The sequence below is a fragment of the Streptomyces sp. PSU-S4-23 genome (genome assembly GCF_055632315.1).
In genome coordinates this window covers 93,680-117,565 of record NZ_JBVMUU010000002.1, presented here as the reverse complement: position 1 = coordinate 117,565, position 23,886 = coordinate 93,680, and the positions used below count along the sequence as shown (strand labels likewise).

The window sequence follows — 23,886 nt, the reverse complement described above, 5'->3', positions numbered from 1 at the left end:
CCGCCGCGGCGGGGAAGCAGCCGCAGGGCTCGAGCTGGGCGGGCGGCCAGCATCGCGCTCGCCCTGCTGGCCGGTGAGACCGGCCTGCACCTGCTGTCGACACGATCGCCGTCCGGGCCCAGGTCCAGTCGACGGCCCGTCGGACGTCCCGCTGAAGGCTCTGGTCCCCTGTCCGCACCGCGTCAGAGGTCGAGGACCAGCCGGGGGCCGCGGCAGCGGGAGACGCAGATCATCATCGTCTCGTCGGCCGCGCGCTCCTGCGGTGTCAGGACCGAGTCGCGGTGGTCCGCCTCACCCTCCAGGATGTCGGTCTCGCAGGTGCCGCAGGTGCCCTCGGTGCAGGAGTACAGGACCTCGACGCCGGCGTCCAGCACCGCCTGGAGGATGCTGCGGCCCCGAGGGACCGTCAGCGTCAGCCCGGAGCGGCGCAGCTCCACTTCGAACTTCGCGGCGGTATGGTCCTGTTCGCTCTCCGCGGCCCTGAACCGCTCGACGTGCAGGGCGCCGGCCGGCCAGTGCGCGGCGCACCGCTCCTCGACGGCCCGCAGCAGGGGCTCCGGCCCGCAGCAGTACACCAGCGTGTCCGGCGCCGGGTCGCCCAGGTAGGAGTCCAGGTCCAGCAGCCCGCACTCGTCCTGTGGCACGATCCGCACCCGGTCGCCGTACGCCGCGGTCAGCTTTTCGGCGAACGCCATGGACGCGCGGGTGCGTCCGCCGTACAGCAGGCTCCACCGCGCCCCGTCGGCCTCGGCGGCGGCGGTCATCGGCAGCAGCGGGGTGATGCCGATGCCGCCCGCGACGAACAGGTAGCGCGCGGCCGGGACCAGCGGGAAGTGGTTGCGCGGGCCCCGGACGCCCACCGTGCTGCCCTCGGCCACCTTGTCGTGGACGTACGCCGAGCCGCCGCGCCCGTCCGGCTCGCGCAGCACGGCGATCCGCCAGGAGGAGCGGTCGGCGGGGTCGCCGCACAGCGAGTACGAGCGGACCGGTCCGCCGTCGGGCAGCAGATCGATGTGCGCGCCGGGCCGCCATGCCGGGAGGTCGCCGCCGTCCGGCCGGCGCAGGGTCAGCGAGACCACGCCGGCCGCCTCCTCGGCCCGGGCGGCGACGAGCAGTTCGCTCTCGTACAGGTGGGTCACCAGTGCTCCTCGTCCTCGGGTCCGTCGTGTCCGCGTGGGTGGGCCAGCAGCCACTCCCACAGCGTCACCGGGTCCTCGGCGGTGGTCTCCGCCCCGCAGTGGCACACGCCGCGCAGCAGGTCGGTGCCGGGGAGCCAGTGGACGCGGTAGACCTCGTCCGTGGCGGGGCCGCTCATCGCACCGCGGCCGGGGCGGGCGGGTCGGTGGCGGCGACACCGGTGGCACCCTGTGCGCCCTCGGCCGCCATCCTGGCCAGGACACGGCGTGCCGCGAGTCCGCCGGTGTCGATGTTGATGCTGAGCTCCTGGTAGTCGTCGGGTTCGGTGTCGAGCGTCTTCTGCAGCAGGTTGAGGGCGTCGACGTCCTGCAGGACGACGGTCCGGTTGAAGTCGTGCAGGAAGGTGGTGATGTCGTCGTCGTCCTGTGCGAAGTCCCGGGAGACGCACCAGAAGTCGTACACGCTGTTGTCCGTCGACGGGGTGATGGCGTAGGTGATCTCGACGTGGAAGGCGTCCGGGTCGGTGCCGTCGGGGTGCGGCAGGACCCCGACCGGGGCGACACGGCTGTGCAGCAGGTACAGGCAGGGGGCGTGGTACTCGATGTCCTGCCAGCGGGTGATGCGGCCCTGGATGCCGGTGGAGCGGGCGTAGAAGGGCGGGCAGGCCGCGTCGTCCATGCGGCGGCTGACCCGCACCACGCCCGCGCCCTCGTCCACCTCCGTGGTGATCGGCGTCTCGGCCACCTCGGGGGTGCCGATGTAGCCGCCGTGCAGATAGGTCTCGTGCGACAGGTCCAGCAGGTTGTCCACGAGCAGGCCGTAGGCGCAGTCGATCGGCTCCATCCCGCCGACCGTCGTCATCCGCGGGTCGGCCAGGTGGCGGGCGCGCGGGATCGAGGCGGGGTCGGCGAGCGCCGGGTCGCCGATCCACACCCACACGAAGGAGTCCTGTTCCACCACCGGGTAGGCCGACACGCGCGCGGTGCGCGGGATGCGCTTCTGGCCGGGGACGTACACGCAGGTGCCGCTGGTGTCGTAGGTGAAGCCGTGGTAGCCGCAGACCACCTTGTCCCCGTCCACGCGGCTGGCGGACAGCGGGTACCGGCGATGCACGCAGCGGTCGGCGAGCGCCACCACCTCCCCGGACTCCTCGGTGCGGTAGAAGGCGATGGGCTCGCCGAGGATCGTGCGGCCGAGCAACTCGCGTCCGACCTCGCGTCCGTAGGCGGCGACATACCACTGGTTCCTGGCGAAGGCGGTGATGTGAGGCATGGGGGTTCCCGTCCCTGAGAGCGGGGCGTCGTCGCCCCGCGTGCCGTGGTGGGAATCAGGGTCCTGACGTTCTCGGTCGCTCGGCAAGGCTGCTTCCGCCAGGCGGAAGGGCTCGGGTGAAGGGGCTGGTCGGAGAGCCGGTCTGCCTGTCGGTGCTCAGCGCACGGACGGCGGAGTGGCGCTACGGCACGGGTTACACCCGAGCCGGCCGCAGACGGCTGTGACGAACGCACCCGTCTCGCGGAGCTGTCGTGTTTGTGTGGCGTCCTTGAACGTGTCGAGGTCGGCCGGGAGACCACTGCGATGAGGCGGTGGTGAGTCAGCGACCGCGCCTGCTGCGCCGGCTGACGGTGTGCGCTGCCCGCGTTTGCGCCGCTCGGCGGGGCACGACCGGATTCCGGGCTTGCCGCGGCTCCGGTCTGCATGTCCTGGTCGGCGCCGCCGGGCTCCAGTCCCTGATCGGGCGGGGTTGCCTCCGTGCACGGGATTGATCTGTGTGGGCGCGGTCGCGCAGTCTTCCGCCTGGCGTCGCTGGGCGGGGCTGCTCTGGTCGCCCGGGTGCCGTTCCGTAGTGTCGGGCGTGCGGCGAACCCGTTCCGTGGAGTGTCGGTCGACGGTGCCACGACGTCCGTCCGGCGGCGGTGACCGAACTGTCGCTCCGTCAGTGGGCCGGCCGGTCGGACAGGGCGGTTCGGCAGCGGTCGAGGTAGTCCTCCAGTGCCCGCCGCTCCCGGGGGGCCAGGCCGGCCAGCATGCGTTCCTCCAGGCGGTTCACGGCCTCGTCGTAGGTGGCCAGCAGTTCCCGTCCGGTGTCGGTGAGGCTGATCAGCAGCACACGCCGGTTGGCCGGATCGCGGCGGCGGGTGATCAGGCCGCGTCGCTCCAGTGCGGTGACCATGTCCGCCATCGACTGTGCGGTGACGAAGGAGTTGCGGGCCAGCTGCGCGGAGCTCAGTCCGTCGCGGCGGCGCAGTACCGTCAGCGCGGTGTACTGCAGTGCGGTGATGCCGGCGGGTTTGACCAGTTCGTCGATGAGCGCGCGGGCCGCCAGTTCCACCTGCTTGATGGCGTACAGCAGGGAGGGTCGCTGCACCTCCGCCCGTACGGCGGGACCCTCCCCGCCGCCGGTGCCTGCTGTGCGCGTCACGTGGTTCTCCGCTCCTGGACGATAAGGCTTCCTGATTATGCCCAGCCTCTTGCCTTCCTGGCGAAGGTGGCGCAATCATCAGGAAACCTGTTGATCGCGCGGTGCGATCCATGGTTCAGCGCAGTGCGGAGTGTGACCGCACCGGGAAGGCGAGCAGGCATGTCCGAATCCGCGGAGCGCAGGGTCTCCACCGCCGACCGGTCGCAATGGGCGGGCCGCGCCTGCTCGTCCACCGCTCGCGGTACGACCCCGTCCTCGGCATTCTCGCCGGGGCGGTCGCGGGCATCCCGGTCGGGGATCCTTTCGACCCGGCGACGGTCGTCGGCCCGATGGCGGCCGAACGCCACCTGGAGAACGTCGAGAAGTACGTGGCCCTCGCACGCGAGGACGGCGGCCGGATCGTCACCGGTGGCGAGCGCCTCGACCTCGACGGCGGCTACTACTACCGGCCGACCGCCATCGCCGACCTCGGCAATGACTCCCGCACCGTGCAGGAGGAGGTCTTCGGCCCGGTGCTGACGGTGCAGCCGTTCGACACGGAGGACGAGGCGGTGGCGCTGGCCAACAGCACCCCGTACGGGCTGGCCTCGGGCCTGTGCACGCGGGACCTGGCCCGCGCCCACCGGGTGGCCGGCCGGCTGCAGGCCGGCATCGTCTGGGTCAACGACTGGGCCATGCTCGACCCGGCGATGCCCTTCGGGCGCCGGCTTCTCCCTGACCGAGGTCGCCCTCGCCGAACCCCGGCCCGACGAGGTACGACACTGTGCTCGGTGCCGACGACAACCCGGTCGGGCTTTCGCTGTTCACCGGCTACAGCGCCAACGAGCGCGAGACCCTGTCCCTCGCCACGGTCGACCCGGACATCCTGTTCGGCGCCGATTCCTCCCTCCAGGTGCGGCCGGACCAGGTCGTCACCATCGGGTACACCATGACCAGTACTGGAGCGTGTCGTGAGGAGAACGCCGTGACAGGGCGGCCGGTCGTGACCGCCATCCGCGACGGGATCGTCCTGGGCGAGTTCGCACCGAACCAGCGGCTGGTCGAAGCGGATCTGTGCGCCCGATTCGCCGCCAGCCGGGGTTCCGTCCGTGCCGCCCTGATCGGACTCGCCAACGAGGGCCTGGTGGAAAGGGTTCAGAACCGCGGGGCGCGGGTGCGGATGGTGTCGCTGCACGAGGCGATCGAGATCACCGAGGTCCGGATGACGCTCGAAGCGCTGTGCGCCGGCAGGGCCGCCCAGCGGGTCACCCGCAGCGAGACGGCGGAACTACGTGAGGTCGCAGAAGCCATGTGCGAGGCCGTGGCAGGCTGGAACGTGGCTGGTTACTGGGACCTCGACCAGCACCTGCACCGCCGGGTGGGCGAGATCGGCGGGCAGCACACAGCCGTTCAGCTACTTGAGCGACTGCGCGGTCAGGGCGTGCGGCACTGGTTTCGGCTTGCCATGAGCCCGGGCCGGCCACAGGGGTCCCTGTCCGAACACCTGGCCATCATCGACGCCGTCTGCGCCCGTGACCCCGACCTCGCCGCCGAAACCGCACGTGCACACCTCCAGAGCGTCGTGGATGGCCTGTGCCAGACCTGATCCCCTCACGACGACGACCGGGCGCGACGGAGCACGGCCGGCCCACTCCCGGCCTCACCCCACCACCGACGGACGTCGCCCGTCCGGCTGGCGGAGACTGTGCCCGTCGACGCCGTGGTGGGCAGTTTGCGGACCCGGCGGCCGGTGGCGCTGAGCACCGCGTGGGTGATGGCGGAAACACCGCCGACATGCACGATCTCGCCGAGCCCCTTCACGCCGCACCGGCGCGTCAGCGCTCGGCAGGGTCTCCGACTATGGAGGCGACGTACTCGAAGGCCGTGGTCTCGAGGAGCTCTCTGAGCTCATGGGCGAGTTCCTGGGCGGCCTCGCCGTGCCAGCCCGCCGGCAGTAGTTGGGTCGGCAGGCCCGGGTCCAGGTAGGGGAAGCGCATCCACTGCTCGAGGGCCAGGGTGTAGACGGCGAAGGCGTCGCCGGGTTCGGAGACACCGTCCGACTCTCTGACGGCGGTCAGCACCGGGGACCACGAGCGCAGGTACTTGTCGTACGAGGCGGCGAGTTCTTCGAGGTTCCACGCGCGGCGGACCAGCGTGGTGGTGTCGCCTAGACCTTCGTGCTGTGCGGTGAAGGCGTCGACGTACTGTTCCAGGCCGAGCCTGCGCACCCACTTCAGAACAGTGGGGAGGATACGGGCGGGAGCGATCCACAGTCCGTTGTCTAGCTGGCCCATGCCGAGCCAGACGAGTCGTTTGCGCAAGGTGTACCGCTTCTCCCGCTCGGCTTCCGGGACCGAGAAGGAGACGATCACCCAGCCGTCCTCCAGCCGGGCCGGTTTCAGAGGGGCGTAGACGACCTCGTCGCCCTCCTCGAAGACGAGCTGGGCCTTGGCGGTCGCGGCATAGCCGCGGACCGTGCCGCGTCGCTGCGGTACGAGCAGGTCGCGGCGGGTCATCCGGGTCACGGCCGAGCGCGTCGCCTGGGCCGGTACGCCCAGCCGCTCCATGAGAGTGATCAGGTCGGCCACGGGGGACCAGCCCCGCAGCAGCCGTGAGTAGTGCCCGTAGACGGCCAGGATCAGCAGTTGTGTGCTGTTCTTCGCCTCGTCTTGCGGCAGGTCCACACGCGGTCTCATCCCTCGCCTCTCGTCCTCCGGACTTCGCGTCCCCATTCTCGCGGACCCCACACCCCCCATGTTATGTCGGATGGATTCCGCTCGCTCGTGATCCGACATATTCTGGGCGCCCTCGGGCGCAGTGCCTGACGCAAGATCGAGGAGACGTTCGCTATGAAGCGCGAGCTTTACGACACCGACCACGAGGACTTCCGGGCCATGGCCCGGGCTTTCGTCGCCAAGGAGGTCACTCCGCACCTTGCCTCCTGGGAGGCTGCGGGCGAAGTCGACCGGTCGCTGTACCGGGTCGCGGGCGTCGCCGGACTGCTCGGGCTGGGTGTGGAGGAGGAGTACGGCGGCAGCGGCGTGGACGACTTCCGCTACAACGCGGTTCTCATCGAGGAGCTGTGCCGCGCGGGTGCCACCTCGGTCTCCATGAACATCAACGGCTTCACCGACCTGATCGCCCCCTACTTCCGGGAACTCGCCACCCCCGAGCAGAAGGCGCGCTGGATGCCGGGGCTCGCCGACGGCAGCCTGGTCGCGGCCATCGCCATGACTGAGCCCGCCGCCGGCAGTGATCTGCGCGGGATACGCACACGGGCCGAACGACGTGCGGACGGTTACCTGCTGAACGGCGCGAAGACCTTCATCAGCAACGGCATGCTCGCCGACCTGGTGATCGTGGTCGCCCGTACGGATGCCGACGACGGACAGGAGGGGCTCAGCCTCTTCGTGGTGGAGCGGGGCATGCCCGGCTTCGAGCGTGGCCGCAAGCTCCACAAACTCGGCCTGGCCGCTCAGGACACCGCCGAACTGTCCTTCACCGATGTGCCCGTACCCGCCGCGAACCTGCTCGGAGAGGAGGGGCGGGGCATGGAGTATCTGAAGCGGAACCTGCCGCGGGAGCGCGTCAGCGTCACCGTGACCGCGGCCGCCACCATGCGGCGGGTCCTGGACGACACGATCGCCTACACCCGGAACCGGATCGTCTTCGGACGCCCGCTGTCCGAGCTTCAGGCGACCCGGTTCACCCTGGCCGAGCTGGCGACCGAGACGGAGATCGCCCAGACCTTCACGGACCGCTGCGTGGGCGAACTGGTCGCCGGCCGCCTGACGGTCACCGACGCGGCGATGGCCAAGTGGTGGGTCACCGAGCGCCAGCAGCAGCTCGTCTCCCGGTGTCTGCAACTGCACGGCGGATACGGCTACATGACGGAGTACCCGATCGCCAGGGACTTCGTGGACAGCCGCGCCAGCACCTTGTTCGCCGGCACCACCGAGATCATGAAGGAGATCATCGGCAAGTCGCTGCTGCGTTGACGCACATCCCGAAGCGCACCAGTGGACGATCCAGGTCCGCACGACAACGCGGGGCCGGATGGCCTCGACCGCGTCGGGGAGGCCCTTCAGCCCGTCGCGCACGAGCACGAGGACGTCCTCGACGCCGCGGTTCCTTGTGATCGGTGAGTACTCCGAGCCGCGCTGGGCTCCTCGCCGGCTTCCCCGCCGTACCTCGGCCTTGCCGCGCGCCCGGCTCGGCCACCAGCCGGGACGCTGTCGGAGGAGGCCCCGGTCCGCGTGCGGCCGGACGGCATGGTTCGGGTCCGGTCAGCGGCGGTCGACGGGAACCGGCCCAGGTGCTCGGTGAACACCCTCGGGCGGACCGAGACGGGACAGGTGGGCGGCCGTCTCCATGAGATGGGACTCCGGGCCGGCTGGCGCTACGCCGTATCGGCCGGTCCTGGCGCGCTTCGCGCCCTGCGCGCCCGGGAACTGGACGACAAGCAGAGGCCGACCGCGTATCTCCGCGCGGGCCAAGAGCGTTGCGTCGCCCGTGCAGGAGTACCTCCGATGCATGCACGGCGTGCCGGCCGGCTCCGGGCGCTGCGCCCGAGCAGGACGATCACCGCCGGCGCAGGCCACCAGCCTCAGCGCGGGGTGTGGATCGCCGGCCCCGCCAGACCGCTGGTCGACCCGGGCCGATGCCCCACGCCCCGGAGAGGGCGTGGCGTGGAGGACCTCGCCGACACCCGTGCCGGACCAGGTCGTGAGGCCGACCAGGCCGACGTCGATGCGGAGTCAGTCCTGAGCCCCAGGAGGCCGCATGCCCATGGCGCGGGCGGTCTTCGACGCTGTGTCGGAGCCGAGAACACTGAGAACTTCGGAGGCACGGCGTGGCTGGGTCGAAGAAGCCAGTACGCCTCCGCTGAACGTCGAGCTGATCGCGGTGGTGCCCGGCAGCGGGCCGACGATGACAACGCCGGGTAGGTCCATCAGTTCGCTGTGCTGTTGAAAAGCCAGGTCGGCCTCACCGGACGCGAGCAGGCTGCCGACAGGCACCCCCGGTCGAGCTTGGACAAGCCGGCTTCGGAGCGTGTCGGCGAGATGCAGCCGGGTGATCAGATCGACGAGGGCCGTACCGCTGGGTCCGGTGGAGTAGGCGATCCTCTTCGCAGCCAGTAGAGCGGCTCGGAGGCCGGACTCCGAGTCGAGGGCCGGAACCGGTGATCCTGTCGGCACGGCGGCAACGACCTGGGAGACCCATAGCGGGCGCACCGTGCTGCTGAGAAGGTGTCCTTCGCTCTCCAGCTCGGCCAGTGCGCCGTCGGCAAGCACGAGCAAATCGGCCTCAGCACCCTCGCGCACCCGCCGCGCGATCTCGACCCCACCGGCTGACTCGAAGCGCACCGGAATCCCGTGAGCGAGTCGGATGTGGTCGGAAAGTTCGGCCAGAATCAGCCGCGTCGCCATCGAGGACAGCCCACAGATCTGTCGGTCCACGTTGCCTCCTTGTACCCGGCCGATGGTACGGTGCGCGGCCGGGCAGCCCCAATGCCGGTCTGCGAGACTGAGCACGTGAGCACAACCCGGAGCACGGCGGCTGGAAAAGTCCTGAAGGTCCTCTCGACATTCGATCGCGAGCACCAGACGCAAACACTGTCGGAGATCGCTCAGCGCACAGGCTTGGCCGTGAGCACCACGTACCGGGTGGTCAGGGAACTGGCAGGGTGGGGAGCGCTTGAGCGCGGGGAGGACGGGGCGTGGCATGTCGGGCTGCGGCTGTGGGAGATTGCCTCAGGATGCCCCCGCACCCAGATCCTGCGCGATGTGGCTCTGCCGTTCATGCAGGATCTCTACGAGGCGACCCACGAGAACATTCAGCTCGCGGTGCGCGAGGGTACCGAGCTTGTCTTCGTCGAACGGATCGCCGGGCACCGCTCGGTGGAACTGGTGACGATGGTCGGGTCCCGGTTCCCCATCGGCTCCACCGGGATGGGCCGAGTGCTGTTGGCGCATGCACCCCGGGACATCCAGGAGGCGGTCCTTGAATCGCCGCTGCGAGCCTGGACCTCGCACACCGTCACCGACCCGAAGACGTTGCGCGCACAGTTGGATCGTATTCGCCGCGAGCAGGTCTTCGTCAGTGACAGGCAGCTCTCAGAAAGCACGGTCGCGGTGGCCGCACCTGTACGGATCGGCCGGACCGGGCCCGTCAGCGCTGCTTTGGGGATCGTCATCGCGGCGCGCAGCGCGAGCCGTGCGCTCGGGCTGCGCGAGCCACTTCTGAGGGCTGCTCACGGGATCTCCGATGAGCTCGGCAGGCGTGCCCGCCCGTTTGTCTGAGCAGGCTTTCCGCCTGGTGAAAACGCTGCTGATTGGCCGCGGTCCCGGGTGCGAGCGTTCGGCGTGTTCGAGAACCTCGCAGCCACTCGGGAGATGCCATGGCCGATGCCGCCGTCGACACCGTCACATCCGTTCCAGTAGTCATCGTCGGGGCCGGCCCGGCCGGTCTGATGCTGGCGCACCTTCTCGGCCGCGCCGGGGTCGAGACGATCGCGATCGACACCCGCACCCGGTACGAGATCGAGACCACGCAGCGGGCCGGCATCCTCGAGGCCGACGCGGCCCGGGACCTGATCGAGACCGGAGTCTCCGACCGGATCCTGCGCGACGGCTATGAGCACGAGGGCGTCGAGCTCCGATTCGGCGGGCGGCCCCACCGCATCCACTTCAAGGAGCTGGTGGGCGAGTCGGTGTGGCTCTACCCGCAGACCGACGTGTTCATCGACCTGGCCGACGCCCGGGAACGCGACGGCGGCACGGTGTACTTCGGCATCAAGGACACCGAGGTCCTGGACATCACGACCGACAACCCCCGGGTCCGCTACACCGCGCCCGACGGGACGCGCCACGAGATCCGGGCGCGCTACGTGGCCGGTGCGGACGGGTCGCGCAGCATGTGCCGCGATCTGGTGCCCGAGGACCGGCGGGTGCGCTACTTCAAGGAGTATCCCTTCGCCTGGTTCGGCATCATGACCGAGGCGCCGATGAGCGCGCCCGAGCTGGTCTACGCCCACTCCGAGCACGGGTTCGCGCTGATCAGCCAGCGCACCGAGACCGTGCAGCGGATGTACTTCCAGTGCGACCCCGACGAGGCCGTCGACGCCTGGCCGGACGACCGCATCTGGGAGACGCTCCAGGCCCGGGTGGCCGGCGAGGACGGCTTCCGGCTCAAGGAGGGGCCGATCTCCGAGAAGACGGTGCTGCGGTTCCGGTCGTTCGTGCAGGAGCCGATGCGCTGGGGCTCGATGGCACTCGCGGGCGACGCCGCGCACACCGTGCCACCGACCGGCGCCCGCGGGCTCAACCTCGCGTTCCACGACGTGAAGGTGCTCGCCGATGTCCTGCTGCGGGCGCTGGGCAGCGAGGGTGAGGCCGCGTTGGACGACTACCAGCCGCGCGCCCTGCAGCGGGTCTGGCGGGCACAGAACTTCTCCTACTGGATGACCCAGCTGCTGCACACCGCGCCGGGCAGCACCCCGTTCGACCTCCGGCGCCAGCTCGGCGAGCTCGACAACGTGGTGGGCACGCGCGCCGGCCGCACCTACCTCGCCGAGCAGTACACCGGCTGGCCCACCAGCACCCAGGACTGACCCCACCGACCAGCAGGAGAGAACGCATGATCATCGACTGTCACGGTCACTTCACCACCGCGCCGCCACAGCTGGCGGAGTGGCGGGACCGGCAGGTGGCGGCGGTCGGCAACCCCGGCAGCGCGCCCGACCCCGACGATCTGGTCATCACCGACGACGACCTGCGCCGGGCGATCGAGAGCAACCAGCTGCGGCTCATGGACGAGCGCGGCAGCGACCTGACGATCTTCTCGCCGCGGGCCAGCTTCATGGCCCACCACATCGGCGACTTCCAAGTCTCCTCGGTCTGGGCGCGGATCTGCAACGACCTGGTCCACCGCGTGAACAGGCTCTACCCCGACCGGTTCGCGATGGGCGCGATGCTGCCGCAGTCGCCGGGCGTCGATCCCGCGACCTGCCTCCCCGAGCTGCGCCGCGCGGTCGAGGAGCTCGGCGCGGTGACGATCAACATCAACCCCGACCCGTCGGGCGGCAAGTGGACCGCTCCGCCGCTGACCGACCGCAGCTGGTATCCGATCTACGAGGCGATGGTCGGTTACGACATCCCCGCCATGATCCACGTCAGTACGTCGTGCAACCCGGCGTTCCACACCACCGGCGCCCACTACCTCAACGCCGACAGCACGGCGTTCATGCAGCTGATCCAGGGCGACCTGTTCGCCGACTTCCCGACACTGCGCTTCGTGATCCCGCACGGCGGCGGTGCGGTGCCCTACCACTGGGGCCGGTTCCGCGGACTCGCGATGGCGCTGGGCAAGCCGGACCCCGAGACGCTGCTGGACAACGTCTTCTTCGACACCTGCGTCTACCACCAGCCCGGGATCGACCTGCTCACCCAGGTGATCCCCAGCCGGGCCGTCCTCTTCGCCAGCGAGATGATTGGCGCGGTCCGTGACATCGACCCGCGCACCGGTCACCACTTCGACGACACGAAGCGGTACGTCGAGGCCACCCCGAACCTCTCCGGTGAGGAGCGGGCCGCTGTCTACAGCGGCAACGCCCTGCGCGTCTACCCCCGACTCGCCGCCCGCCTCGCCGCGGCCGGCCGCTGACCCCAGGAGAAGAAGGCATGGAGCACACCGAGGTCGGCGTCGTACACACGTCGATCACCCGCGCCGACGCCGACGCGGTCGCGGCGCTGTCGGCGTTCGGCGTGGCGACGATCCACGAGGCCATGGGCCGGGTGGGGCTGATGCGCCCGTACCTGCGCCCGGTCTACCCGAAGGCCCGCCTGTGCGGTACGGCCGTGACCGTTCTGCTGCAGCCCGGCGACAACTGGATGCTCCACGTCGTCGCCGAGCAGATCCGGGAAGGCGACGTCGTGGTCGCGGCGTGCACGACCGAGAGCGAGGACGGCTTCTTCGGCGAGCTGCTCGCCACCTCGTTCCGCGCCCGGGGATGCAAGGGCCTGGTCATCGACGGTGGCGTGCGCGACGTGGCCGACCTGGAGGGGATGGACTTCCCGGTCTTCTCACGGGCGATCAACGCCAAGGGCACGGTCAAGGCCACGCTCGGCTCGGTCAACGTGCCGGTGGTCTGCGGCAACGCCCTGGTCCGGCCCGGCGACGTGGTCGTGGCGGACTTCGACGGTGTCGTCGTGGTGCCGCGCGAGCGGGCCGCAGAGGTCGCCGAGGTGTCGGCCAGGCGCGAGGCCAGCGAGGAGGGCAAGCGTGCGCGGTTCCGCGCGGGCGAGCTCGGCCTGGACATGTACGGCATGCGCGGCCCGCTGGCCGAGCTCGGGCTGCGTTACGAGGACTGAGGATGACAGCGATCTTCGAGAAGACCCCCGGCTGGCTGGACTGGTACGCCGGTCCGAGCCGGCCGCAGTTCCGGCCGCCTGAGGGCGCCGTCGACGCGCACTGCCACGTCTTCGGCCCGGGGGCGGAGTTCCCGTTCGCCCCCGAGCGGAAGTACACCCCCTGCGACGCGTCGAAGGGCCGGCTCTTCGAGCTGCGCGACCATCTGGGCTTCGCCCGCAACGTCGTGGTCCAGGCGACCTGCCACGGCGCCGACAACAGAGCCATGGTCGACGCCCTGCGGGCCTCGGGGGGCCTGGCCCGGGGCGTCGCCACGGTGCGGCCCGGCGTCTCGGATGCCGAGCTGGCCGAGCTGCACGAGGCCGGCGTCCGCGGCGTGCGCTTCAACTTCGTCAAGCGGCTCGTCGACACGGTGCCGCAGCAGGACCTGTGGGACGTCGTCGAGCGGATCACGCCGTACGGCTGGCACGTCGTCATCTACTTCGAGGCGGCCGACCTCGCCGATCTGCGCGACTTCTTCCTCTCCATCCCGGTGCCGCTGGTCATCGACCACATGGGCCGCCCCGATGTGACCAAGGACCCGCACGGCCCGGAGTTCGAGACGTTCCTCGACTTCATGCGGGCAAGGCCCGACATCTGGTGCAAGGTGACCTGCCCGGAGCGTCTGTCGGTGAGCGGCCCGCCCGCCCTCGACGGGGAGCGGCAGGCCTACCGCGACGTCGTTCCGTTCGCCCGGCGCGTGGTCGAGGAGTTCCCCGACCGGGTGCTGTGGGGCACCGACTGGCCGCACCCGAACCTGACCGACCACATGCCCGACGACGGCCTGCTCGTCGACTTCGTCCCGCACATCGCGCCGACGCCGGAGCTGCAGCACAAGCTCCTCGTCAACAACCCGATGCGCCTCTACTGGCCGGACGCCGACTGACCCACCGCACGATTGGAGGCTCACCATGTCGCTGGACAAGACCTACAAGCTGGTCCCGGGAACGACCATCTTCGACGCCGAGCAGTCGGCCAAGGGGTACCACCTCAACCAGTTCTGCATGTCGCTGATGAAGGCGGGCAACCGCGAACGCTACCTCGCCGACGAGCGCGCCTACATGGACGAGTGGCCACTGCGGGAGGAGCAGAAGCAGGCGCTGCTCGACCGCGACCTCAACGCCGCGATGCGCGAGGGCGGCAACATCTACTTCCTCTCCAAGTGGGGCGCGACGCTGGGGCTGTCGTTCCAGCAGATGGCGGGCTCGATGACCGGCATGACCGAGCAGGAGTACCGCGCCATGATGATCAACGGTGGCCGCTCCATAGCGGGCAACCGGATCGACCACGCCGTCCTCGAGGCGGCGTACGACGACCCGACGCCGCCGACCGAGCACGCCACGATCACCGGCGCGGTCTTCACCTCGCACGTGCCGGCGATCGGCGCGGCAATGGACCACCACAACACCGACGAGCCCTACTGGAGACCGGTTTTCGAGGGCTACGAGCTCTCCAAGCAGTGGGAGAAGGAGAACCTCCCGGACGTGATCTTCCTGGTCTACAACGACCACGCGACGGCGTTCGACCTGTCGCTGATCCCGTCCTTCGTGCTGGGCACCGGCGCGGCCTACCCCACAGCCGACGAGGGCTACGGACCCAGGCCGGTCCCGGGCATCGAGGGTGACCCCGACCTGGCCGCGCACATCGCGCACTCGCTCATCAGGGACGACTTCGACCTCACCCTCGTCAACGAGATGAGCGTCGACCACGGCCTGACCGTCCCGCTCTCCCTGATGTTCGGGGACGTCGAGAAGTGGCCGTGCAAGGTGATCCCGTTCCACGTCAACGTGGTGCAGTACCCCGTGCCCTCGGGCGCCAGGTGCTTCAGGCTCGGCCAGTCCCTCCGCAAGGCGATCGAGTCCTACGACAAGCCGTTGAAGGTCCAGGTGTGGGGTACCGGTGGCATGAGCCACCAGCTGCAGGGCCCCCGCGCCGGCCTCATCAACCGCGAGTGGGACGCCGCCTTCCTCGACAAGCTGATCGAGGACCCGGCCGGCCTGTCGCAGGTGCCGCACCTGGAGTACGTCGAGGAGGCGGGCTCGGAGGGCATCGAGCTGGTCATGTGGCTGATCGCCCGCGGGGCGATGAGCGACATCGACGGGTCCGGTGAGATCGAGGTCAAGCACCGCTTCTACCATGTGCCGGCGTCCAACACCGCCGTCGGCCACCTCATCCTGGAGAACCACCCGCGGGCCGAGGCGTCCGCCGCGAAGGAGTGCCATGACTGACGAACAGACCGTCCGGATCGCCCTCGTCGGGGGCGGCGCGTTCGGTGCCAAGCACGCGGCCGCGCTCAAGCGGATCGACGGCGTGGAAGTGACCGCCGTCGTGAGCAGCACCCTCGAGAGCGCCCAGAAGTTCGCGGAAGAGCAGGGTGTGGGCCGCGGCGTCTCCGGCCTCGACGAAGTGCTGGCGATGGACGACGTCGACGCCGTCATCCTCGCCACGCCCACGCCGATGCACGCCGCGCAGACGATGGCCTGCCTGGAGGCGGGCAAGCACGTCCAGGTCGAGATCCCGCTGGCCGACTCCCTGGCCGCCGCCGAGGCGTGCCTGGCGGCACAGGAGCGCACCGGGCTCGTCGCGATGGTCGGGCACACGCGGCGCTTCAACCCCAGCCACCAGTGGGTACGGCAGCGGATCCAGGCCGGGGAGTACCGCATCCAGCAGATGGACGTGCAGACGTACTTCTTCCGCCGTAAGAACCTCAACGCCCTCGGCCAGCCGCGGTCCTGGACCGACCACCTGCTGTGGCACCACGCCGCGCACACCGTCGACCTGTTCGCCTACCAGACCGGGTCACCGATCGTGCAGGCCAACGCGGTCCAGGGACCGATCCACCCCGAGCTCGGCATCGCGATGGACATGTCGATCCAGCTGCGCGCGGAGAACGGCGCCATCTGCACCCTGTCACTGTCGTTCAACAACGACGGGCCGCTTGGCACGTTCTTCCGCTACATCGGCGACACCGGCACCTACATCGCGCGGTACGACGACCTCGTCACCGGCAAGGACGAGCCGATCGACGTGAGCGATGTCGACGTCTCGATGGACGGCATCGAGCTGCAGGACCGCGAGTTCGTCGCCGCCATCCGCGAGGGCCGCGAGCCGAACGCCTCCATCGCCCAGGTGATGCCCTGCTACCGGACGCTGGCGGCCCTTGAGGAGCAGCTCGCCGCTGCCTCGAAGTCGTGACCACGGCACCGATGGTGGGCCCGGGCCGCGCGCCGCGCCGGATCGGTCCGTTCGAGGTCCCGGCGGTCGGGCTGGGGTGCATGAACCTCAGCCACGCCTACGGCGTCCCACCCACGCCGGAAGACGCCGAGCACCTGCTGCTCACGGCTCTGGAAGAGGGCGTCACGCTCTTCGACACCGCCGCCCTCTACGGCTTCGGCGCCAATGAGGACCTGCTCGGCCGCGTGCTCGCCGGCCACCGGGACCGGATCGTGCTGGCCAGCAAGTGCGGGATGACCGGCGTGGGCGGCCGGCGCGTCATCGACGGCCGGCCCGAGACCATCCGGCGTACCGCCGACGAGGCACTGGCCCGGCTCCGCACCGACGTCATCGACCTCTACTACCTGCACCGGGTCGACCGGCAGGTCCCGGTCGAGGAGAGCATCGGAGCGATGGCCGAGCTCGTCGAGACCGGGAAGGTGCGCACGCTCGGGCTCTCCGAGGCGTCCGCCGAGACGCTGCGCCGGGCCCACGCCGTGCACCCGATCGCCGCGCTGCAGAACGAATACAGCCTCTGGTCACGCAACCCCGAGCAGGGGACGCTCGCTGCGGCGGCCGAACTCGGCGTCGCGCTGGTGGCTTTCAGCCCGCTGGCCCGCGGCTTTCTCACGACCGAGCCGCCCGACCCCGCGTCGCTGGCGGAGAAGGACATCCGGCGGAACATGCCGCGCTTCGGCGGGGCGAACTATCCCGCGAACCTGGGCCTGCGCACCCGGCTCGACGGGATCGCCCGCGACGCCGGCTGCACGCTGACCCAACTGGCGCTCGCATGGGTGCTGTCGCGTGGCGGGCACCTCGTTGTCATCCCGGGCACCCGGTCGGTCGATCACCTACGGGAGAACATGTCGGTCCTCGATCTCGACATACCCGGCGAGGCCCTCGACGCGGCAGGACAGGTGCTGAACGCCGCGACCGTGCACGGGGCCCGCTACAACGAGACCACCCTGGCGGAGATCGACACGGAGCGCTGTGGAACAGCGGGCTGAAGTTCAGCCTGTCGTTCCGAACGGGTTGCGTGGAAATTCTCCGCCCATCGTGATCCGCAGGGCCTCGGAGCAGTAGGCGATCTCGCTCAGGTCGCCCACCGGTCCGACCCGGTGATGCTGTCCTGCACCCAGGAGACGTTGGAGGACTACGTCACCACAGGCGGCGCGTCGTTCCTGCTCCGAGCGGTGGGGGCGGGCGTAGGCCCACTCGTCCAGAGACGTCTCCAACCACCCGCCAGCCGCGTCCTCGACCGGACCGGCGGGACCGGCCCCCGGACAGTGGCAGGGGCCCGGGAGGAGAATTCTCCCGGGCCCACGTGTGTGCCGTGGCCTACGGCTCAGACCTTGCTTGCGGCGAACGCCGCCGCGGCGTCGGCGTCGGCCGTGTACCCGAGGTGCGCCAGGACGTCGCTCCCGCCGTTCTCGCAGATGGGGGCGCACCGCGACGACCCTCGGCTCGACGGCGGCGGGCAGGGTGGCCACGATGGGCTGCCGACCACCGCACCGGCGCGCGTGAGCCGGTGCGCTCTGGAGCGGACCGTCCCGCCTGTGGCGTCGACATGTGGCACCACTGTTGCGCGATCAGGGGCGAGTGGTCATTATCAGGGATCCTGATACTTAAACCTTCCAGTGATGGGGCGGGCATGCCACTCAGTCCAAGAATCCAGGCCAGAGGGGTCCAGCTGCTGCTCGGTCGGGTGATGGCCCGCGTGCACAAGGACCTGCGCTTCACCGACATCCCGAAGCGCACCGAGGTCATCCGGGTGGAGACCGGTGCCGGATCGGTGGCCTGCACCGTCTACCGCCCGCCGGCCACGACCGGGGCCCTGGCTCCCGTGTACGTCAACTTCCACGGTGGTGGTTTTGTGGTCGCTCGCCCGGAGCAGGACGATCACATCTGCCGCTACGCAGCCGCCACGGCCGGCTGCGTCGTGATCAACGTGGACTACGCCGTCGCTCCGCAGCAGCCGTTCCCCACCCCTGTCCTCCAGGCCTACGACGTCGCGGCATGGGTTGCCGAGAACGGCCCCGCCAACGGCTGGGACGGTTCGCGCGTTGCCGTGGGCGGACACAGCGCCGGGGCCAACCTGACCGCCGCGGTCTGCCGCCTGGCCCGGGACCGCGGCACCTTCTCACCCCGACTCCAGATCATCGACTCAGCGCCGCTCGACCAGCTCGCTGACCCCGCCACCAAGCGGTCCCTCATCGCCAAGCCGTTGCTCAGCCCTCAGCTCATGCGGATCTTCACCGCCGCCTACGTGCCGGACCCCGCCGACCGCGCGCATCCTCTCGTCTCGCCCGGTCTGGCCGACGACCTCGTCGGACTCCCTCCCGCCCTGGTCATCACCGCGGAGAACGACCGCCTGCGCGACGAGGGCGACGCCTACGCCAAGGCTCTGGAGGCCGCCGGCGTTCCGGTCACCCACCGCGTCTTCGAGGGTGTCGACCACTACTTCACGCACGCCGGCCCGGTGTCAGCGGGGAGAGAGGCCATCCATCTGATGGCCACCACTCTGCGCACCGCCCTCAGCGGCTGACGCCCTCGAATCATGTGGCGTCGGCGGAGGGACTGCACGGCCCCCGACCCGAATCCATCAGTTCCAGGGCAGACCGCACGGGATTGATCTGTGTGGGCTCGGTCCCGCAGTCTTCCGCCCGGCGTCCCCGTGGCCGGCTCGCTCCGGTCGCCCGGGTGCCGTTCCGCAATGTCGGGCGTGCGGCGAATCCCTTCCGCGGGGCGTCGGCCGACGGTGCCACGACGTCCGTCCGGCGGCGGTGACCGAACTGTCGCTCCGTCAGTGGGCCGGCCGGTCGGACAGGGCGGTTCGGCAGCGGTCGAGGTAGTCCTCCAGTGCCCGCCGCTCCCGGGGGGCCAGGCCGGCCAGCATGCGTTCCTCCAGGCGGTTCACGGCCTCGTCGTAGGTGGCCAGCAGCTCCCGTCCGGCGTCGGTGAGGCTGATCAGCAGCACACGCCGGTTGGCCGGATCGCGGCGGCGGGTGATCAGGCCGCGTCGCTCCAGTGCGGTGACCATGTCCGCCATCGACTGTGCGGTGACGAAGGAGTTGCGGGCCAGCTGCGCGGAGCTCAGTCCGTCGCGGCGGCGCAGTACCGTCAGCGCGGTGTACTGCAGTGCGGTGATGCCGGCGGGTTTGACCAGTTCGTCCATGAGCGCGCGGGCCGCCAGCTCCACCTGCTTGATGGCGTACAGCAAGGAGGGCCGCTGCACCTCCGCCCGTACGGCGGGACCCTCCCCGCCGCCGGTGCCTGCTGTGCGCGTCACGTGGTTCTCCGCTCCTGGACGATAAGGCTTCCTGATTATGCCCAGCCTCTTGCCTTCCTGGCGAAGGTGGCGCAATCATCAGGAAACCTGTTGATCGCGCGGTGCGATCCATGGTTCAGCGCAGTGCGGAGTGTGACCGCACCGGGAAGGCGAGCAGGCATGTCCGAATCCGCGGAGCGCAGGGTCTCCACCGTCAACCGGCCGCACCTGGAGCCGGGGCGGCTGTTCATCGGCGGCGCCTGGCGGGACGCCGAGGCCAAGGGGCGCCGGGACGTCATCGACCCGTCCACCGGCCAGGTGGTCACCAGCGTGGCCGAGGCGGACACCGCCGACCTCGATGCCGCGGTGGCCGCGGCGCGCGCCGCGTGCGACGGGTGGGCCGGGACCTCCGGCCGGGAGCGGTCGCGCGTCCTGAACCGGGTCGCCGGACTCGTCCGGCGGCGTGCGGACGACCTGGTCGCCGTCGAGAGCGTCGACGTCGGCAAGCCGGTGACGCTGTCGCGCGCCGTCGACGTCGCCACGACCGCCGAAGTGTACGAGTACTACGCGGCGCTCGCCCAGACCGTCGACGGCGCGGCCCGCCAGACGCCGCTCTCCGCCCACGCCTACACCCGCCGCGAACCGATGGGTGTGGTCGGCGCGATCACCCCGTTCAACTTCCCGCTCATCCTGAGCAGTTCGAAGATCGCCCCGGCGCTCGCCGCCGGGAACACGCTGGTCCACAAGCCGGCGGAGGACACCCCGCTCAGCGCGCTGCTCATGGCGCAGATCCTCGCCGAGGCCGGGGTGCCGGACGGCGTCGTCAACGTCGTCACCGGCGGCGGCGCGGTCGGTGAGGCGCTGCTGCGCCACCCCGGTGTCGACAAGATCGCCTTCACCGGCTCGACCCGCGTCGGCAGGATCGCGGCCGCGGCGGCGAGCGAGACCCTCAAGCCCGTGACGATGGAGCTGGGCGGGAACGCCGCCCAGATCGTCTTCGAGGACGCCGACCTGGAGAAGGCCGTCGGCTCCGTCATCAAGGGCTTCGTCTTCAACACCGGCCAGTTCTGCATGGGCGGCCCGCGCCTGCTCGTCCACCGCTCGCGGTACGACACCGTCCTCGGCATCCTCGCCGGGGCGGTCGCGGGCATCCCGGTCGGGGACCCGTTCGACCCGGCGACGGTCGTCGGCCCGATGGCGGCCGAACGCCACCTGGAGAACGTCGAGAAGTACGTGGCCCTCGCCCGCGAGGACGGCGGCCGGATCGTCACCGGTGGCGAGCGCCTCGACCTCGACGGCGGCTACTACTACCGGCCGACCGTCATCGCCGACCTCGGCAATGACTCCCGCACCGTGCAGGAGGAGGTCTTCGGCCCGGTGCTGACGGTGCAGCCGTTCGACACGGAGGACGAGGCGGTGGCGCTGGCCAACAGCACCCCGTACGGGCTGGCCTCGGGCCTGTGCACGCGGGACCTGGCCCGCGCCCACCGGGTGGCCGGCCGGCTGCAGGCCGGCATCGTCTGGGTCAACGACTGGGCCATGCTCGACCCGGCGATGCCCTTCGGCGGGGTGAAGCAGTCCGGCTACGGCCGGGAGTACGGCCCCGAGGGCCTGGAGCCCTACACCAAGGTGAAGTCCGTTCTGATCTCCCTGGCCTGAGCCTGCCCCGCCCCGGCTGCCGACCCGTCCGCGAAGTCCGCGTCTGCCAAGTCTCCGAGGCCGGTCTCCGAGGCCGGTCTCTGAGCCCCGGTTTCCGAGGCCGGTCTCCGGGCCCCGGTTTCCGAGGCCGGTCTCCGAGGCCGGTCTCCGGGCCCCGGTCTCCTAGGCCGGTCTCCGGGCCCCGGTCTCCGAGGCCCGTCCCCGAGCCCCGTCCCCGAAGGGTGTTCCCCCGCCATGACCCTCACCACCACTGCCGCCGTCGTCGAGTCCGCGGGCGCCGGCTTCTCCCTGACCGAGGTCGCCCTCGCTGAGCCCCGGCCCGACGAGGTGCTCGTCCGCATGGTGGCCGCCGGTGTGTGCCACACCGACCTCGGCGTCGCCGCCGGCGCCCTGCCGTTCCCGCTGCCCGGAGTCCTCGGCCATGAGGGCGCCGGCGTGGTGGAGGCCGTCGGCGCCGCGGTGACCCGGGTCCGGCCCGGCGACCAGGTGCTGCTGTCCTTCACCTCCTGCGGCAGGTGCGGCGGTTGCCGCAGCGGCCACCCCGCCTACTGCGACGCCTGGCTGCCACTGAACCTGCTCGGCGGTGCGCGCGCCGACGGCACGCCCACCCTCAGCCGCGGGGGCGAGAGCATCGGCGGCCACTTCTTCGGCCAGTCGTCCTTCGCCCGGCACGCCCTGGTGGACGAACGCAGCGTGGTCAAGGTGTCCGCCGACGCGCCGCTGGACGTCCTGGCCCCGCTGGGCTGCGGCGTGCAGACCGGCGCGGGCGCTCTGTGGAACGTCCTCAGGCCCGCCCCCGGCGCCACCGTCGTCGTCACCGGGGCGGGAGCCGTCGGCCTCTCGGCGGTGATGGCGGCGGCCCTGACCCCGGCCACCCGCGTCATCGCCGTGGACCGCGTCCCCGCCCGGCTGGAGCTGGCTCGGGAACTGGGCGCCACCCACACCGTCGACACGACCACCGCGGATCTGCGGGAGGCGATCGCCGACATCACCGGCGGCGCCGGTGCGGACGGTGTCGTGGAGACGACCGGCAACACCGGGGTGGCGGGCGCGGCGATCGGGGCGCTGGCCGCGCGGGGCACCGCGGTGCTGGTGGGTGCCCCGGCCTTCGGCGCGACCGTCCCGGTGGACGTCAACTTCATGCTGCCCGGCCGCCGTGTCGTCGGGCTCACCCTCGGCGACAGCGAGACCGAGACGCTGATCCCGGTCCTGGTGGACCTGGTCACCGCCGGCCGGATGCCGGTCGACAGGCTGATCCGGCGCTACAAGTTCGAGGAGCTCGGGCAGGCGGTGTCGGACGTCGTCTCCGGCGACACGATCAAGCCGGTCCTCACGTTCTGACGCCGCGTCCGCCCAGGGCAGCCGGTCAGCCGGGCACGGTGGGCGGGGGAGTGGCGCCGGCCATGCCCGGCTTCCAGCCGAGCGCCAGGGAGATCCCGCGCGCCGCCACCCGCACCACCGGGACCAACGTCGGCACGTTGCAGCCCTCGGCGTGCACCACCACGGACACCGCCGCGACCACGCCCCCGCGGGGGCCGCGCACCGGGGCGGCCACGGACAGCGCGTCGGTGGTGATCTGCCGGTCGCTGACGGCGAAGCCGTCCCGCCGGACCTGCGCCAGCATCCGGCGCAGCTGCGCCGGGTCGGTCACGCTGTACTCGGTGAAGGCACGCAGCGGCCAGCCGCAGACCTTCTCCTGCCACCGCCGGCCGGCGTGGGCCAGCAGCACCAGACCCACCCCGGTGGCGTGCAGCGGCCAGCGGGCCCCCACCTGGCTGCGGACCCGCACCGCCGCCCGTCCGCAGATCCGCTCGATGTAGACGACCTCGGCGCCGTCGCGGACCGCGAGGTGGACGTTCTCGTGGGTCAGTTCGTACAGGTCCTCCAGGAACGGCAGGGCGGCCTCCCGCAGCCCCACGCCGCGTGGCGCGAGTGCGGCCAGCTCCCACAGGCGCAGCCCGATGTGGTAGGCGCCGGAGTCGTCGCGCTCCAGTGCGCCCCAGCGGGTCAGCGTGCCCACCAGACGGTGCGCGGTGGCCAGCGGCAGCTCGGCGCGGCGGCTGATGTCGGTGAGCGACAAGGCGGGGTTGCGCTGGTCGAACGCGGCCAGCACGTCGAGCAGCCGGTCCGCCGCGGACCGGGGGGCCAGCTCCGAGACGGGCCCGGCGGACACCGGTCAGCCCCGTTCCGGCGCGGTCATGCGCAGCAGCAGGCCGTGCAGCACGGCCTGCTCCTCGTCGTCCAGCGGTGCCAGCAGTTCGTCGGTGACCCGGCGGGCGGCCTTGTCGGTGTCGCGCAGCGCCTGCCGGCCCTGCTCGGTCAGGACGACGACCCGGCTGCGCCGGTCGCCGGGGGAGGGGCGCCGCTCGGCGAGGCGGAGCCGCTGCAGATCGTCGACGAGGCTCACGATCGCACTCGGGTCGTACCCGAGCCGGTCGCTCAACTCCCGCTGGAGGGCGCCGTCCACGGTCGCCAGGTAGCGCAGCAGCGCGTAGTGCCGCAGCCGCAGTCCGGATTCCTCCAGCGTCGCGTTGAACAGCCGTCCCGAGCGCAAGCCGAGGCGGTAGAGGAGGTAACCCGCGTCCGCGTGCAGAGCGCGCATCCAGGGCGCGTCCGCGTTCGAGGTGCCTGCTGTCTCAGCGATGTCGTGCTCCAGGGTCAGGGCCTGACGCATCAGTGGTGCGTCATCAGCGTATGGCTTCCAGGATGACGCAATTTCAGGATGGCGACAACTATTGACGACAACAATGATTGGTCTTAGCTTCAATTTCGGCGGGCCGGTCCGGGTCGAGCAGTCGCTCCC

General features: G+C 70.9%; 22 protein-coding genes and 2 pseudogenes. 14 read left to right on the top strand and 10 right to left on the bottom strand.

Translation table 11 applies throughout. From position 1 onward, the window contains the following. Positions 1–182: 182 nt before the first annotated feature. The 4 genes from ACZ79I_RS00995 to ACZ79I_RS00980 all read right to left on the bottom strand — a co-directional run bounded on the left by ACZ79I_RS00995 (position 183) and on the right by ACZ79I_RS00980 (position 3,502). Positions 183–1,139 (bottom strand): PDR/VanB family oxidoreductase, encoded by a 957-nt coding sequence (locus ACZ79I_RS00995; protein WP_471493188.1) that lies wholly within the window; start codon positions 1,137–1,139, stop codon positions 183–185. Next, positions 1,136–1,315: a hypothetical protein gene (locus tag ACZ79I_RS00990; RefSeq protein WP_471493187.1), complete on the bottom strand. Its 180-nt coding sequence runs from the start codon at positions 1,313–1,315 to the stop codon at positions 1,136–1,138. The genes ACZ79I_RS00995 and ACZ79I_RS00990 overlap by 4 nt, the downstream gene beginning before the upstream one ends. Next, positions 1,312–2,409, bottom strand: coding sequence for a Rieske 2Fe-2S domain-containing protein (locus tag ACZ79I_RS00985; RefSeq protein WP_471493186.1), 1,098 nt, complete (start codon positions 2,407–2,409; stop codon positions 1,312–1,314). Before ACZ79I_RS00985 ends, ACZ79I_RS00990 begins: the two co-directional genes overlap by 4 nt. Before the next feature lie 661 nt (positions 2,410–3,070). Continuing rightward, complete coding sequence (locus tag ACZ79I_RS00980) at positions 3,071–3,502, bottom strand: MarR family winged helix-turn-helix transcriptional regulator (RefSeq protein ID WP_471504679.1); 432 nt, start codon at positions 3,500–3,502, stop codon at positions 3,071–3,073. Between the two features lie 260 nt (positions 3,503–3,762). On the opposite strand from ACZ79I_RS00980, the pseudogene ACZ79I_RS00975 reads away from it, so the two are divergent. Both ACZ79I_RS00975 and ACZ79I_RS00970 read left to right on the top strand, forming a co-directional pair. After that, positions 3,763–4,257 (top strand): annotated as a pseudogene (locus ACZ79I_RS00975) (aldehyde dehydrogenase family protein); the annotation flags it as partial. 62 nt (positions 4,258–4,319) lie between these two features. Beyond that, complete coding sequence (locus tag ACZ79I_RS00970; protein WP_471493184.1) at positions 4,320–5,141, top strand: GntR family transcriptional regulator; 822 nt, start codon at positions 4,320–4,322, stop codon at positions 5,139–5,141. 229 nt (positions 5,142–5,370) lie between these two features. Here ACZ79I_RS00970 and ACZ79I_RS00965 read toward each other — a convergent pair whose 3' ends face one another. Beyond that, positions 5,371–6,219, bottom strand: a complete 849-nt coding sequence (locus ACZ79I_RS00965; protein ID WP_471493182.1) for a PaaX family transcriptional regulator — start codon at positions 6,217–6,219, stop codon at positions 5,371–5,373. Between the two features lie 165 nt (positions 6,220–6,384). Between ACZ79I_RS00965 and ACZ79I_RS00960 the strand changes: the two genes are divergently transcribed. Then, entirely contained in the window at positions 6,385–7,533 is a 1,149-nt protein-coding gene (locus ACZ79I_RS00960) for an acyl-CoA dehydrogenase family protein (RefSeq protein WP_471493180.1), read from the top strand. 21 nt (positions 7,534–7,554) lie between these two features. Here the strand turns inward: ACZ79I_RS00960 and ACZ79I_RS00955 are convergent. Together ACZ79I_RS00955 and ACZ79I_RS00950 are read right to left on the bottom strand one after the other, a co-directional pair. Further along, positions 7,555–7,668, bottom strand: a pseudogene (locus ACZ79I_RS00955) (transposase); the annotation flags it as partial. A 624-nt stretch (positions 7,669–8,292) separates the two neighbouring features. Continuing rightward, positions 8,293–8,994 (bottom strand): substrate-binding domain-containing protein, encoded by a 702-nt coding sequence (locus ACZ79I_RS00950; protein ID WP_471493178.1) that lies wholly within the window; start codon positions 8,992–8,994, stop codon positions 8,293–8,295. A gap of 75 nt (positions 8,995–9,069) precedes the next feature. Between ACZ79I_RS00950 and ACZ79I_RS00945 the strand changes: the two genes are divergently transcribed. From ACZ79I_RS00945 to ACZ79I_RS00905, 9 genes are all read left to right on the top strand, one after another. Next, positions 9,070–9,837, top strand: a complete 768-nt coding sequence (locus ACZ79I_RS00945; RefSeq protein WP_471493177.1) for an IclR family transcriptional regulator — start codon at positions 9,070–9,072, stop codon at positions 9,835–9,837. A 98-nt stretch (positions 9,838–9,935) separates the two neighbouring features. Further along, positions 9,936–11,147, top strand: a complete 1,212-nt coding sequence (locus tag ACZ79I_RS00940) for a 4-hydroxybenzoate 3-monooxygenase (RefSeq protein ID WP_471493175.1) — start codon at positions 9,936–9,938, stop codon at positions 11,145–11,147. A 26-nt stretch (positions 11,148–11,173) separates the two neighbouring features. Then, positions 11,174–12,199 (top strand): amidohydrolase family protein, encoded by a 1,026-nt coding sequence (locus ACZ79I_RS00935; RefSeq protein ID WP_471493173.1) that lies wholly within the window; start codon positions 11,174–11,176, stop codon positions 12,197–12,199. A gap of 17 nt (positions 12,200–12,216) precedes the next feature. Next, complete coding sequence (gene ligK / locus ACZ79I_RS00930) at positions 12,217–12,906, top strand: 4-carboxy-4-hydroxy-2-oxoadipate aldolase/oxaloacetate decarboxylase (RefSeq protein ID WP_471493171.1); 690 nt, start codon at positions 12,217–12,219, stop codon at positions 12,904–12,906. A 2-nt stretch (positions 12,907–12,908) separates the two neighbouring features. Continuing rightward, a complete protein-coding gene (locus ACZ79I_RS00925; protein ID WP_471493170.1) occupies positions 12,909–13,829 on the top strand; it encodes an amidohydrolase family protein in 921 nt (306 codons plus the stop codon). 25 nt (positions 13,830–13,854) lie between these two features. Next, positions 13,855–15,171, top strand: coding sequence for a protocatechuate 4,5-dioxygenase subunit alpha (gene ligA, locus ACZ79I_RS00920; RefSeq protein ID WP_471493168.1), 1,317 nt, complete (start codon positions 13,855–13,857; stop codon positions 15,169–15,171). Next, the gene (locus ACZ79I_RS00915) at positions 15,164–16,138 is read left to right on the top strand and encodes a Gfo/Idh/MocA family oxidoreductase (protein WP_471493166.1); all 975 of its coding nucleotides are present in this window, start codon (positions 15,164–15,166) and stop codon (positions 16,136–16,138) included. Before ligA ends, ACZ79I_RS00915 begins: the two co-directional genes overlap by 8 nt. After that, the gene (locus ACZ79I_RS00910) at positions 16,135–17,163 is read left to right on the top strand and encodes an aldo/keto reductase (RefSeq protein ID WP_471493165.1); all 1,029 of its coding nucleotides are present in this window, start codon (positions 16,135–16,137) and stop codon (positions 17,161–17,163) included. The genes ACZ79I_RS00915 and ACZ79I_RS00910 overlap by 4 nt, the downstream gene beginning before the upstream one ends. Before the next feature lie 644 nt (positions 17,164–17,807). After that, positions 17,808–18,701: an alpha/beta hydrolase gene (locus ACZ79I_RS00905; protein WP_471493163.1), complete on the top strand. Its 894-nt coding sequence runs from the start codon at positions 17,808–17,810 to the stop codon at positions 18,699–18,701. Between the two features lie 258 nt (positions 18,702–18,959). Here the strand turns inward: ACZ79I_RS00905 and ACZ79I_RS00900 are convergent, their stop codons facing one another. Then, positions 18,960–19,331, bottom strand: a complete 372-nt coding sequence (locus ACZ79I_RS00900; RefSeq protein WP_471504677.1) for a MarR family winged helix-turn-helix transcriptional regulator — start codon at positions 19,329–19,331, stop codon at positions 18,960–18,962. A 273-nt stretch (positions 19,332–19,604) separates the two neighbouring features. Between ACZ79I_RS00900 and ACZ79I_RS00895 the strand changes: the two genes are divergently transcribed. After that, a complete protein-coding gene (locus ACZ79I_RS00895; protein WP_471493161.1) occupies positions 19,605–21,083 on the top strand; it encodes an aldehyde dehydrogenase family protein in 1,479 nt (492 codons plus the stop codon). 234 nt (positions 21,084–21,317) lie between these two features. Continuing rightward, the gene (locus ACZ79I_RS00890; protein ID WP_471493159.1) at positions 21,318–22,424 is read left to right on the top strand and encodes an NAD(P)-dependent alcohol dehydrogenase; all 1,107 of its coding nucleotides are present in this window, start codon (positions 21,318–21,320) and stop codon (positions 22,422–22,424) included. A gap of 25 nt (positions 22,425–22,449) precedes the next feature. Here the strand turns inward: ACZ79I_RS00890 and ACZ79I_RS00885 are convergent, their stop codons facing one another. Together ACZ79I_RS00885 and ACZ79I_RS00880 are read right to left on the bottom strand one after the other, a co-directional pair. Next, positions 22,450–23,232 (bottom strand): IclR family transcriptional regulator, encoded by a 783-nt coding sequence (locus tag ACZ79I_RS00885; protein WP_471504675.1) that lies wholly within the window; start codon positions 23,230–23,232, stop codon positions 22,450–22,452. Between the two features lie 27 nt (positions 23,233–23,259). After that, positions 23,260–23,757 (bottom strand): MarR family winged helix-turn-helix transcriptional regulator, encoded by a 498-nt coding sequence (locus tag ACZ79I_RS00880; protein WP_471493158.1) that lies wholly within the window; start codon positions 23,755–23,757, stop codon positions 23,260–23,262. Positions 23,758–23,886: the final 129 nt, after the last annotated feature.

Coding starts and splice junctions, on each gene's coding strand:
- ACZ79I_RS00990 (WP_471493187.1), bottom strand. CDS start 1,315: ATGAGCGGCCCCGCCACGGACGAGGTCTACCGCGTCCACTGGCTCCCC.
- ACZ79I_RS00985 (WP_471493186.1), bottom strand. CDS start 2,409: ATGCCTCACATCACCGCCTTCGCCAGGAACCAGTGGTATGTCGCCGCC.
- ACZ79I_RS00960 (WP_471493180.1), top strand. CDS start 6,385: ATGAAGCGCGAGCTTTACGACACCGACCACGAGGACTTCCGGGCCATG.
- ACZ79I_RS00940 (WP_471493175.1), top strand. CDS start 9,936: ATGGCCGATGCCGCCGTCGACACCGTCACATCCGTTCCAGTAGTCATC.
- ACZ79I_RS00935 (WP_471493173.1), top strand. CDS start 11,174: ATGATCATCGACTGTCACGGTCACTTCACCACCGCGCCGCCACAGCTG.
- ligK (WP_471493171.1), top strand. CDS start 12,217: ATGGAGCACACCGAGGTCGGCGTCGTACACACGTCGATCACCCGCGCC.
- ACZ79I_RS00925 (WP_471493170.1), top strand. CDS start 12,909: ATGACAGCGATCTTCGAGAAGACCCCCGGCTGGCTGGACTGGTACGCC.
- ligA (WP_471493168.1), top strand. CDS start 13,855: ATGTCGCTGGACAAGACCTACAAGCTGGTCCCGGGAACGACCATCTTC.
- ACZ79I_RS00915 (WP_471493166.1), top strand. CDS start 15,164: ATGACTGACGAACAGACCGTCCGGATCGCCCTCGTCGGGGGCGGCGCG.
- ACZ79I_RS00905 (WP_471493163.1), top strand. CDS start 17,808: ATGCCACTCAGTCCAAGAATCCAGGCCAGAGGGGTCCAGCTGCTGCTC.
- ACZ79I_RS00900 (WP_471504677.1), bottom strand. CDS start 19,331: ATGGACGAACTGGTCAAACCCGCCGGCATCACCGCACTGCAGTACACC.
- ACZ79I_RS00895 (WP_471493161.1), top strand. CDS start 19,605: ATGTCCGAATCCGCGGAGCGCAGGGTCTCCACCGTCAACCGGCCGCAC.
- ACZ79I_RS00890 (WP_471493159.1), top strand. CDS start 21,318: ATGACCCTCACCACCACTGCCGCCGTCGTCGAGTCCGCGGGCGCCGGC.
- ACZ79I_RS00880 (WP_471493158.1), bottom strand. CDS start 23,757: ATGCGTCAGGCCCTGACCCTGGAGCACGACATCGCTGAGACAGCAGGC.